The organism is Acinetobacter sp. (genome assembly GCF_036666595.1).
Taxonomy (GTDB): domain Bacteria; phylum Pseudomonadota; class Gammaproteobacteria; order Pseudomonadales; family Moraxellaceae; genus Acinetobacter.
Window position 1 is genome coordinate 155,422 of the sequence record NZ_JAVWVO010000003.1, and the last position, 12,227, is coordinate 167,648.

Consider the following 12,227-nt stretch of genomic DNA (forward strand, 5'->3'; position numbering starts at 1 on the left):
TCTACCCTCATATTTGTTTATTTTATGAATGTAAGTTTTCCACGACCCAAGTGTCTTTAATTCCTCCTCCTTGGGATGAGTTGACCACCAATGAACCTTCTTTCATCGCAACACGTGTTAAACCGCCAGGGACAATTTCGGTACGATAAGGTGAACTAAGTACAAACGGTCTAAGGTCAATATGACGCTCGGAAACACCCGATTCAGTCATGGTTGGACTGACTGAAAGCTCTAAAGTGGGCTGGGCAATATATAAATGCGGCGTCGCCATGAGCTTATCTCTAAATTGCTCAATTTGGCTTTTACAGGCTTGCGGTCCAATCAGCATACCATACCCACCCGAACCTTGCGCCTCTTTGACTACTAACTGCTCAAGGTTCTCCAGTACATAAGCCAAATCTTGCTTGTTACGGCATTGATATGTCGGAACATTTTTTAAGATAGGTTTTTCACCTAAATAGAACTGAATCATTTTATCGACATAAGGATAAATCGACTTATCATCCGCAACCCCTGTACCTGGTGCATTCGCAATAACCACGTTGTGACTCAGATAAGCTGACATCAACCCTGCGACACCTAAAGTGCTATTCGGCATAAAGCACAGTGGGTCAAGGTATGCATCATCCAAACGTCGGTAAATTACATCTACTCGTTGACGGCCACGAATGGTTTTGACATAGACCTTATCATGCTCTACAAACAAATCGCGCGATGTCACTAAAGGCACATCCATTTCACGGGCTAAAAAAGCATGTTCATAATAAGCACTATTAAAACGTCCCGGTGTCAACACCACGATGAAGGGCTGATCGACATAAGCATTTTCAGCCAAGATTTGTTTAAGTAATTGGGGGTATTGTTCTATGCCTAAAATATGGCTCTTCTGCATCAAATCAGGCATGAGTTTTTCACTAATCTTACGACTTTCAAGCATATAAGACACACCCGACGGCGTTCTTAAGTTATCTTCGAGTACATAAAACTCACCCTGCCCATCACGGATAATATCAATCCCACTAATTTGGCTATAAATCTGACCTTTTAAACGGTGCTCATACATATGCGGTTGATAAGCCTCATGCGTCAACACTTGCAGTTCTGGAATAATCTTCGCTTTGAGAATGTCTTGTTGATGGTAAATATCATGTAAAAATAGATTTAAAGCTCGCACACGTTGTGCAGAGCCAAGGGAGATTTTATTCCATTGTTGTTTAGCGATCACACGTGGAATTAAATCATAAGGAATGGTGCGCTCAATGCCCTCAGATTCACCATATACAGTAAACGTAATACCTTCATATAAAAAATGCTGTTTGGCAATTTGGTTTAGTTCTTCGAGTTCTTCTACACTATGCTGTGACAACCAGTGCTCAATACGCGCACAAGCCTCACCAGACATCGCTTGGTCATCTGTCATTTCATTAAAGAAATTCGAGGTCATTTGATTAAACAATCCAACAGACTGGCTCGATAGACGATCATGAGAGTGAATCGGATTTAATACAGGAGAGTTAAGCTTATATCCGTCCAACATCGTATTTACATTTGTATCTTTATCTTCTTTAAACATACAAACCTCTCAATTGTTATCGATATGTAACCCATACTTAGCAATATCTATGCCATGGATTTCTAAAGATGCTTTGTTTATTAATCGATAAAAAACGCATTGCTTCAATTCTATTTCGCATTAAGTTGTGTCAAAAAATATAACTGAAAAATTTCAAGCAAAGCTTGCTTAAACGAATGAGTTTTCTTATTGTGTTCACATTCAAGTAAGTAATTTCGACTCCTATATTTTATTAAACTATGTCTATACAAGAAAAAGAAACGTCCAATAGTCTCTATCGCCAATGGCAAATTTTGTCTCGCCTTTCCACTGGAAAATGGATGGGCACTCGAGAGCTGCAAGAGATTTTACAACGTGAAGGCATCGATATTACTTTGCGAACCATTCAACGTGATTTAAACCAAATCTCTCAACGCTTCCCGATTGAAAACAATGGGGCTGTGCCTCAAGGCTGGCGTTGGCGTTCTGATGCTCCAATTCAAAGCTTACCGCACATGACCAGCTCTCAAGCGGTGACATTTATGATGGTTGAAGAACACCTTAAACATCTTCTTCCACCAAGCTTAATTGAAGAAATGAACCCATGGTTTGACTTAGCACGTCGTAGCCTCTCTACCCAAAACAATGTGCGCCAATGGATTAACCGCGTACGCATTGTCCCTGCGACACAACCACTGATTCCCCCAATTGTGGAGAAAACAGCGCAGCAAGCCATCTATGAAGGACTGCTCCAAGACAAACAGCTGGAATGCGTTTATCAAGGCTTAAACCAAGCGGCTGAAGCAAAAACCTATACGCTCAATCCACTGGCATTGGTTCAAAAAGGTGCAATTATTTATCTAATTTGTACCCGCCACGACAAAACCGATATTCAGACCTTTGCACTGCACCGTTTCAAATCAGCGACGGTTTTAAACACTCGTGCCTTACACCCAGTCAATTTTGATATCGATGAATACATCGAATCGGGTGCATTAGGTTTCCGTGTAGACTTTTCAAAACCTACAGAAACCGTTGCACTTACCCTGACTATGACTGAAATAGATGCGCTGTATTTGGAGGAAACCAAACTCAGTACCAATCAGGTTTTAGAACCGCTTGGAAATGGGCAAATCTTGGTTCATGCTACCGTACCTTTTACCAATCAACTGGTGTGGTGGTTACGTAGTTTTGGCCATAAAATTACTCACATTGAACCAAAAGAAGTTCGTGATGCAGTTAATCAAACTATCACCGACTAAAATAAAAAAAGCCCCAAGTATTAGGGGCTTTACAGTCTTTTTGGTATTAGATATTTGAATTGCTTGGGTTTGTCGTTTTCATTACTCATCTTGGTTTAATGCCTCCCCTAAACCAAGATAAGTGCGCTGTTTTTGGTGATTGATACAAACTAGCATTGGCATGCAAGCTCTCCACTGTTAAAACGGATCGATTTCATCGTCATAGTGTTGACCTCATGTTAAGAACGTAAAATCAATTTAAAAGATGGCGATGCTTTTGTGAAATAACATGATTGGCTATTTTTATCTGTTTTTATCTTAAACAACTATTTTGCTTTGTTTATCTGCCAAAACAAAAAGCTGACCTCTTAAAGAAGACTCCAATCCGATAACTTGAATCAAATATCTCACCTTTTTGAAATTTATCGTATAATAAAATTAATCATCAATTTTAATAACTTAAAGAACATGAGTTTTAACGTACAAGAAGTTGCACAGCTTTTAAAACAAGCCAAAGAAAATAAAAAGCCTTACGTATTCTTTACAGGTGCTGGTTGCTCAGTAAAAGCAGATGTCCCTTCAGCAACTGGTCTAATTCAAGAGATATGTGATAAATTCCCAATCCAAGTCAAAAATATTGACCCCGAAAAAGACAAATACAATTACGGCAAGTATATGTCTGCTTTAGATAAAGATGAGCGCAGAAGATTACTTAAACCACATATTATCGATAATAAGAAAATTAATTGGGCACATATTGCTTTGGCATGTCTTATGCAAAGTGGATACATTGAACGTGTCTTAACTTTTAATTTTGATAGTATTTTATCTCGCGCTTGCAATATGCTCGGTTTACATCCTTCTATTTATGATTTTGCCACAGCTAATCCGCATCTCTACCATTTAATTAGTGACCCTTCCATTGTTCATTTACATGGTCAAGGTACTGGCTTTGTTCAACTCAATACTGCAGATGAAACTAAGGAACATACAGAAAAATTAAGTGATTTTATTGCAAACACTTTAAACTCCAATCCAAGTCTATTTATTGGCTATAGTGGTAATGCCGATGCATTTTTTCCTTTATTAGAAGAAAAGTATTCTGAACAACATCGTTTAATTTGGACAGGTACCAGAGGAACCATTGATGAACTTGAATCTGAAAGTGTCAAAACTTTTCTGAATAAAAATAACAATATTACCCATTACGTTGGAAAAATTTTTGCAGATGAATTTCTTATTCAGCTTGCTAAAGAGCTTGATTGCTTTCCTCCAGAATTATTTCTTAATCCATATACATTTTTAGATAAACAACTTAATGTAATTCAAAAATATCCACTATCAGATGGGTTAGATGTCCTTAGTAATTTAAGAGGATATTTAAAAGAGCAATCTAAAACTCCACTAAGTGAAAGTTTATATACAGCCTTTATTCACAAGTATCCAACAAAAGAATCAACAAATGACTTAAGTAATGAAGCAATTGATGATGTAATGTGGGCATATAATAAACAAGCTCAACTACTATTTGATGATCAAAAACATGATGATTCTTTAGAACTATATGAAAAAGCAACGAATATCCATAGCAACCACTTTGGTTGCCAACTTAACTTCGCCTTTACCCTATCTACGTTAGCTCAAGAAAAACAAAATTTATCCTTGTTTGAAAAAGCTTTAGAAAAATATCAAAAACTTATTACTCTCAACCGTCTTCAATCAGTTGTTTATGGCCAGTATGCCTTAACAATACATAAAAAAGCTTTTTTATGTCGCGATCAAGAATCACTCAAAAAAGCTTTAACTCATTTTGACACTGCTCTACATTTCGATAACAACCACACAGATAACCTTGGTAACTATGCAAATGCACTTGCCGATTATACAGAATTAACCAAAAATATATCTCATCTTGAACATGCAATTCAACTACATGAAAATGCTTTAAATATTGAACCTTATCATTTACAACACCTAAATGGATATGTTGCAAAACTTTTAAGTTTATTTCATTCTAATGCTGACAATACTTTATTAGATAAAGCTTACGTAGCTATTCAAAAAACGTTATCAAAAAACACTAATGATACTTACAATCTTGCTTGTTATTATTCTTTAACTAATCAATCGGATCAGTGCCGTGTAAATCTACTTCATGCCTTACAATGCGATACTCTTCCACAAAATCCATACCGACATTTATCAGAAGATAAAGACCTAGACAATGTCCGTGATGAACAATGGTTTATAGAACTATTAGAACGCTTAAAAGCAAAAGAAGAAGTAGACAAAGTAGCTTAAATAAAAAACCCGCATAAGCGGGTTTTTTATTTCAACTTAAAATCTTAAGCAGATTTTTTCGCTTGTGCATTCTTACGGATCGTAATCATGATCAATTGCACTGCTGCAGGTGTTACCCCCGGAATACGATTTGCTTGAGCTAATGTCTCAGGACGCACATCTTTCAATTTTAAAGTAATTTCACGAGATAAGCCTGAAACTACATCATAATTAAAATCGGCCGGAATTTTGGTTTCTTCCAAACGCTTCATTTGCGCAACATCTTCATGTTGACGGTTAATATAACCTGCATATTTCACCGCGATCTCAATTTGATCGCCCACTTGCGCAGAGACTTCAGAACCTGTGAGTTCCGCAATTTGAGCAAATGAAATATTCGGACGTTTTAACAAATCAATCGCAGAGCATTCTTTCGATAAATCTGCACCCGTCATTTCGACAAACTTTTTGCCCATTGGGTTGTTTGGTGCCGCCCAAAGGTGTTGTAAACGGCCTGTTTCTTGTTCAACGGCTTCCATTTTTTCACAGTAAGCAGCCCAACGCTCGTCATCCACCAAGCCCATTTCACGGCCAACTGGCGTTAAGCGCTGATCCGCATTGTCTTCACGCAACATTAAGCGATATTCGGCACGTGAAGTAAACATACGGTACGGTTCTTTCGTACCGAGCGTAATCAAGTCATCTACCAATACGCCCATATAGGCTTCATCACGTTTTGGTGTCCATTGTTCTTGATCCCACGCACGACGCGCAGCGTTTAAGCCTGCAAGTAAACCTTGTGCACCCGCTTCTTCATAACCTGTCGTACCATTGATTTGGCCGGCAAAGTACAAGTTATTGATGGCTTTGGTTTCTAAAGTAAACTTCAACGCTTGCGGGTTGAAATAATCGTATTCTATGGCATAACCCGGACGTAAAATGTGCGCATTTTCCATTCCGCGAATTGAACGAACCAACTCAAACTGCACATCAAACGGAAGTGAAGTTGAAATACCATTTGGATAAAGCTCATGTGTATCCAAGCCTTCAGGCTCTAAGAACACTTGATGTGAGTCTTTATCAGCAAAGCGGTGAATTTTGTCTTCAATGGATGGGCAGTAACGTGGACCCACACCTTCAATAACACCAGTATACATCGGTGAACGATCTAAACCGCCGCGGATGATGTCATGGGTTTTTTCATTGGTGTGTGTGATATAACAATTCACTTGTTCAGGGTGCATAGACGCATCACCCATGAATGACATAGTCGGTGATGGGAAATCACCTGGCTGTGGAATCATCACAGAAAAATCAACTGAACGCGCATCGATACGTGGTGGCGTACCTGTCTTTAAACGACCCACTGGCAAGTTCAATTCACGTAAACGGTGTGCCAGTGAAATTGAAGGTGGATCACCTGCACGGCCGCCACTTGATTTTTCAAGACCAACGTGGATTACACCACCCAAGAACGTCCCTGCGGTGAGTACAACTGTTTTCGCATCAAAGCGAATACCCGTTTGAGTTACAACGCCTTTTACGGTATCACCCTCAACAATCAGATCGTCTGCGGCTTGTTGGAAAATATCGAGATTTGCTTGGTTTTCTAAAGTGTCACGAATCGCGGCTTTATAGCGAATACGGTCTGCCTGTGCACGTGTTGCACGAACGGCTGCACCTTTACGTGAGTTTAGGATACGGAACTGAATACCACCTTTATCGGCAGCCAATGCCATTGCACCGCCCAAGGCATCAATTTCACGCACCAAATGCGATTTACCAATACCACCAATTGCTGGATTACAGCTCATCTGCCCTAAAGTCTCAATATTATGAGTTAAGAGTAAAGTCTGTCGCCCCATACGTGCCGCAGCCAATGCTGCTTCTGTACCTGCGTGACCGCCGCCGATAACAATGACATCGTAAACTTTAGGATAATGCATAGTGGTAAAGGAGATTAAAAAATGATAACGAAAGATTATAGCAAATTTTCGATTGTAAGTTGACAGATTCCGTGGAATTTATTGTATATGCAGCGCCGTGCTTACTGCGCCAGCGCTAGGTTTATGTAATTTCACTTGCAGAGCAATAGCAAAAACTCTACAAAGGATGCGTTTTGTTACCTGAAAAGCCTTGTATTAATTTGATCATTTTTTATCCTATAAGTTGATCATACAACAACCAAAGGTAAGCATTATGAATAAGAAAATTCTTTTTTCATCCATTCTCTGCGGTTTATTTTTTTCGCCTTTTGTATCAGCCAACGACAAAGTTGAAAAGGTCTATGATAGTCAACGTTATCAACAAGTCTGTAAAGGCAAGTCACAAGGAGCAGCGGTTAGTTTTGCCTATCGAGGCATTATTTGGAATGGTACCTGTGAAACTCAGTTTTTCCCGAGCTCAAAAAATGCCAATATTCATGGTGATGAAGCTGAGTTAGCCAGTATTTGTCAAGGCGACTCGAACGCGACATCGATCAATATCGAAGGTAAAGAAATCAAAGGCAAATGTGCCCTTGGTTTTGTAGCGCCTAAACCAAGAATGTAAGCAAAACAATTTAAAGTTCATGCTGTACTGAGGGTAAAAAATAGTCCATTTTTTACCCTTTTTTCTACCTTGTAAATTATTGAATTCTGTATACACTCAAAAAACACAAAAGATAAAAAACGAATAAAAAAGGTATTCCATGGATTCGGAATTGTTTACAGTTTTTTTGCCTTTGACTTTGGCATTAATGATGATGGGGCTTGGTTTACACCTACGCCCAGCTGATTTTTATCGCCTCACACTGCACCCCAAAGTCATTTTCATCGCGTTATTTTCACAGTTGGTGCTGCTGGTGGGCATTGCATTCCTCATTTGCCAGTTTTTAAATTTAGCGCCTATTTTCGCGATTGGTTTGATGCTCGTTGCAGCCTCACCAGGTGGGCCAACGTCAAACCTATTGACCTATTTATTTAAAGGTGATGTTGCGCTCAACATTACTCTCACAGCTACGAACTCCATCATTTCAACACTGACCCTTCCTTTTATTATTAATTTTTCACTGATGTACTTTCTACAAACATCACAACCCGTTGACATGCCCGCCATGAAAATGATGAAGGTATTTTTCATCACTCTACTTCCTGTCAGTGTAGGCATGTTTTTACGTTATTACTTTCCAAAACTTGCCGACAGATTAAACCGCCCAATGCGTATTTTGTCTGCGAGCTGTCTCCTTTTTATCTTTTTGCTCGCACTGTACTTAGAGCGACATAATTTTGTTGAATATGTATTTGAGATTGGGCCAGCCGTAGCCTTATTCTGCTTCTGTAGTATGTTTATTGGTTTTTTTGTGCCGCATCTTGCCAATATTCCAGAAAAGCAAGCCTTAACTTGCTCCTTTGAGATCACCATTCACAACACCGCACTTGCCATCACGGTTGCCCTGTCAGTCTTAGGCAACACCGCCATGGCCATTCCTGCCGGTATTTATTCTATTTTCATGTTTGTATTTGCTGCGTTATTAGGCCTATTAATCTCGCGAAGAAATGACAGTTTATTTTTGAAGAAAGAGACCGCAGCTGAATAATTTCACGGTCATGATTTATATAATTTTAAGGAGAATATGCACCTATGGATTCAGGAATTATAACGATTATGTTACCCCTAGCTCTTGCCATCATCATGATTGGCTTGGGCTTAGAGTTAACCCCAAAAGATTTTGCACGTGTGAGCAAGCATCCCAAAGCAGTATTGGTTGCTTTATTTTGTCAATTGGTACTTCTTGTTGGGATTGCCTTTGTGATTTGCAAAGTGCTCAACTTACCGCCACTACTTGCCGTCGGCTTAATGCTGTTAGCAGCTTCTCCAGGTGGTAGTACTGCAAATTTATTTAGCTATTTATTTAAAGGTGATATTGCGCTCAATATTACTTTAACCGCGATTAACTCCGTTATTGCAGCGTTTACCTTGCCGCTAATTGTCAACTTTGCCATTCAGTACTTTATGCAGGATGGACAACACGTCAGTATGCAATTTAGTAAAATCTTACAGGTTTTCTCAATTATTCTTATCCCCGTCTGTATTGGTATGTTGATTCGCCACTATGCACCCTCTTTTACCAAGAAGCTGAATAAGCCATTGCGTATTTTTTCTGTTGTATTTTTGGTCTTAATCATTGTTGGAGCAATAGCCAAAGAACGCGCACATATTCTGGAATATCTAACTCAGGTCGGTTTAGCCACAGTCATTTTCTGTATTTGCAGCTTAATGATTGGTTATTTTGTACCGAGACTACTGGGGATCAATAGTGCTCAAGCTCGGGCCTGTGCCTTTGAAATTGGCATTCATAACAGTACCCTTGCCATGACCATTGCACTCACCGTGATGGCCAGTACCACCATTGCCATGCCCGCAGCTGTCTATTCTATTTTTATGTATATCTTTGCTGCCATCTTTGGGACATTACTCAACCGTTTTTCCCCATCGGTTCAAACCAGTACAGAACAAGCCTAGAACACATGTAGGTCTAAGGATGCTTCGGCATCCTTTTTTATTTTGAGGAATGCTGTCGAACTGCCCCCTGTTCCGCTACAATATTTATTTATACATAAATATTAGGTTATTCCTGTGAAGTGGCTACAAATTCATATTACGGTTGATCAAGCGCAAGTCGATTTTACTGAGACCCTTTTAGAATCTTTGGGTGCAGTCAGTGTCACATTAGATGATGCAGAAAACCAAGACTTACTTGAACCACTTCCTGGTGAAACGCCACTTTGGAATAAAGTCATTGTGACCGGTATCTATGCACAAGAAGACGACGAAGAAATTGATGTCAATGCATTAGAAACGTTTATTCGCACTCAAATGCCTGATGCACCGATGCGTAGCGAATTTCTTGAAGACCAAGAATGGGAACGCACATGGATGGATGCCTACGAACCAATTCAAATTGCTGACAAATACTGGATCGTTCCTGAATGGATGGAAGCACCAGAACCAGATGCAGTGAACATTAAACTTGATCCAGGCTTAGCGTTTGGTACGGGGAACCATGCATCTACTTTCCTTTGCCTACAGTGGTTAGGTAAAACAGATGTTAAAGATAAAATCGTGATCGACTATGGTTGTGGTTCAGGTATTTTAGGTGTTGCAGCTCTACTTCTAGGCGCAAAAAAAGTCTATGCCACAGATATTGATCCACAAGCAATTTTAGCCACTCAACAAAATGCGGCACTCAATGGCGTGGCTGAGAACCTTTATGTCGGCTTACCAGACGAGTTCAATTTAGAGCTGGCTGACCAAAAAGCAGATGTCTTTGTTGCAAATATTTTGGCAGGCCCGCTCATGATGTTAGCGCCTGAATTCGCAACTTTAGTCAAATCTGAGGGAGAGTTCGCACTTGCAGGTGTAATTGAAGAGCAAGTTTCTGATGTTTCTAGTGTTTATTCTGAGTTTTTTGATATATTAGAGGTCGAGAAACGTGATGAAAACTGGTGCCGAATCTCGGGTAAACGCCACACCCTTTAAATGAACCATTAATACACTATGAGCGACAAACAAACCTCTTGCCCTAAATGCCTAACCATCTACAAAGTAAGTGTTGCACAACTCACTGTTGCGCAAGGCATGGTTTGTTGCCCAAAGTGTTCGATGACCTTTAATGCACTCTCGCATTTAACCACGGGCCATACTTTTGACACAGGAGAGGAAAAATCTACGAATCAGAATGACATGAGCATGTCTTCAAATTCTGCATTTTCCTCTCCTCGTGTAGACAGCATTCATTTTGATTTATCGCAATCTGCTGCACTTTCAATGTCGACATCAAATTTGCTTGATATTTTCAACCTGAAAGTTGAGCATTCCAACATTGACCTCAAAACCTATTTAAACAATTTAAACTATTTTAGTACCGACCCGATTGGTAATTATCCTGCCATGAATTTGGCAGACAACAATCCAGCTAAACCGCAAAAAAGCCCAATGTACTATATGCTTTGGGGTGTGATTAACTTCAGCTTATTGGCTTTATTGTGTTTCCAATACTTATGGTTTAACCCACATATCCTGAATAACAGCCCCGCATTAGGCGCAACCTATAATAAAATTTGTCTTGTACTGAACTGTAGCAGCCTACAAGAACGTTATAGTCTAATCAGCATTAATAAATTAAAAGTAAAACGTCTCGATGCACAGAAAACTCAATTTTCAGGTGAACTGATCAACTATCATGACACCAGTCTTCCCCTACCAGATCTTAAGGTCATTTTAAAAGTGGATGGTGAAGTCGATTCAACCTATCAACTACATGCAAATGAATATTTGATTGATAGTCTGGTTGGAATCAAACGAATTCCTAAAAATAGTCCGTTCAAATTCAAATTTAGCCTGCCAGTCAGCCGTAAAAGCTTCAATCATTACAGTTTAGAAATAGTCCAGCCCTAAAATTTAAAAAAAATGTAAAAAAAGTGAAAAAAAATGCAGTTTTCTTGCTCACTTTTTCTTAGACAATGGTATGATACGCGCCACAAAAGCTTAGTGCTGCAATCTCCTCAGTCTTTTAATACAAATAGAACATCAGCAAAAATGCGCGTTATCGAAATATCGCGTATTGAGCAGATTTTTTTGTTTAAAAAAGGTCGGTAACAAATATTTAACTATTGTTACGCTTATATTTCGACCAACTTAGCGATATTGTGGCATGCTAAATGTACAGTTTTAGAACTAGTCGTTTTAGGATCTAAAACGAAGTTCATTTTAATTTTAGACCACTTTATATATGTCACTTTACCCAAGTGATATTTAGATTTTTCGGATTACTTCGCATGAATAGCAAATCTCCTATTTTTACTGCACAGTCTGATGTCGCTCTTCGTATTCACGTAGATCGCGCAGTTCGCCACTATTTTGCACAACTGCAAGGCGAGCAACCATCTCAGGTCTACGACATGGTGCTGGCAGAAATGGAGAAACCTCTTCTATCTGTAGTTTTAGAATATACCCGCGGTAACCAAACACGTGCTGCGGAGATTCTAGGACTTAACCGTGGAACTTTACGTAAAAAGTTAAAAGCTCACGGTTTAATGAGTGAATAAATGATAAAATGCTTGCGGCTTCCGCGGGCATTTTTTTTACCTGCTATTTTTGGCTTTTTGTTTTAA

10 protein-coding genes are annotated in these 12,227 nt (G+C 39.2%); 8 read left to right on the forward strand and 2 right to left on the reverse strand.

Features of this window, described 5'->3' with window-relative positions:
• Positions 1–22: 22 nt before the first annotated feature.
• Entirely contained in the window at positions 23–1,573 is a 1,551-nt protein-coding gene (locus RR876_RS05960) for a circularly permuted type 2 ATP-grasp protein (protein WP_332476811.1), read from the reverse strand.
• 239 nt (positions 1,574–1,812) lie between these two features.
• Here RR876_RS05960 and RR876_RS05965 point away from each other — a divergent pair, with 239 nt between their 5' ends.
• Both RR876_RS05965 and RR876_RS05970 read left to right on the forward strand, forming a co-directional pair.
• Positions 1,813–2,814: a WYL domain-containing protein gene (locus RR876_RS05965; protein ID WP_332476812.1), complete on the forward strand. Its 1,002-nt coding sequence runs from the start codon at positions 1,813–1,815 to the stop codon at positions 2,812–2,814.
• 447 nt (positions 2,815–3,261) lie between these two features.
• Positions 3,262–5,094 carry an SIR2 family protein gene (locus RR876_RS05970; protein ID WP_332476813.1) on the forward strand — a complete coding sequence of 611 codons (1,833 nt, stop codon included), beginning with the start codon at positions 3,262–3,264 and terminating at the stop codon, positions 5,092–5,094.
• Between the two features lie 44 nt (positions 5,095–5,138).
• Here RR876_RS05970 and mnmG read toward each other — a convergent pair whose 3' ends face one another.
• A complete protein-coding gene (mnmG, locus tag RR876_RS05975; protein ID WP_125274430.1) occupies positions 5,139–7,019 on the reverse strand; it encodes a tRNA uridine-5-carboxymethylaminomethyl(34) synthesis enzyme MnmG in 1,881 nt (626 codons plus the stop codon).
• A gap of 253 nt (positions 7,020–7,272) precedes the next feature.
• Here mnmG and RR876_RS05980 point away from each other — a divergent pair, with 253 nt between their 5' ends.
• The 6 genes from RR876_RS05980 (at position 7,273) to fis (ending at position 12,161) form a co-directional block, all read left to right on the forward strand.
• Positions 7,273–7,623: a hypothetical protein gene (locus RR876_RS05980; RefSeq protein WP_332476814.1), complete on the forward strand. Its 351-nt coding sequence runs from the start codon at positions 7,273–7,275 to the stop codon at positions 7,621–7,623.
• A 139-nt stretch (positions 7,624–7,762) separates the two neighbouring features.
• Positions 7,763–8,650 (forward strand): bile acid:sodium symporter family protein, encoded by an 888-nt coding sequence (locus RR876_RS05985; protein WP_332476815.1) that lies wholly within the window; start codon positions 7,763–7,765, stop codon positions 8,648–8,650.
• Positions 8,651–8,694: 44 nt separating this feature from the next.
• Positions 8,695–9,576 (forward strand): bile acid:sodium symporter family protein, encoded by an 882-nt coding sequence (locus RR876_RS05990; protein WP_332476816.1) that lies wholly within the window; start codon positions 8,695–8,697, stop codon positions 9,574–9,576.
• A 114-nt stretch (positions 9,577–9,690) separates the two neighbouring features.
• Positions 9,691–10,593, forward strand: coding sequence for a 50S ribosomal protein L11 methyltransferase (gene prmA, locus RR876_RS05995; RefSeq protein ID WP_332476817.1), 903 nt, complete (start codon positions 9,691–9,693; stop codon positions 10,591–10,593).
• Positions 10,594–10,611: 18 nt separating this feature from the next.
• Positions 10,612–11,511 carry a DUF3426 domain-containing protein gene (locus tag RR876_RS06000; RefSeq protein ID WP_332476818.1) on the forward strand — a complete coding sequence of 300 codons (900 nt, stop codon included), beginning with the start codon at positions 10,612–10,614 and terminating at the stop codon, positions 11,509–11,511.
• A gap of 380 nt (positions 11,512–11,891) precedes the next feature.
• Entirely contained in the window at positions 11,892–12,161 is a 270-nt protein-coding gene (gene fis, locus RR876_RS06005; RefSeq protein ID WP_001086304.1) for a DNA-binding transcriptional regulator Fis, read from the forward strand.
• Positions 12,162–12,227 lie beyond the last annotated feature (66 nt).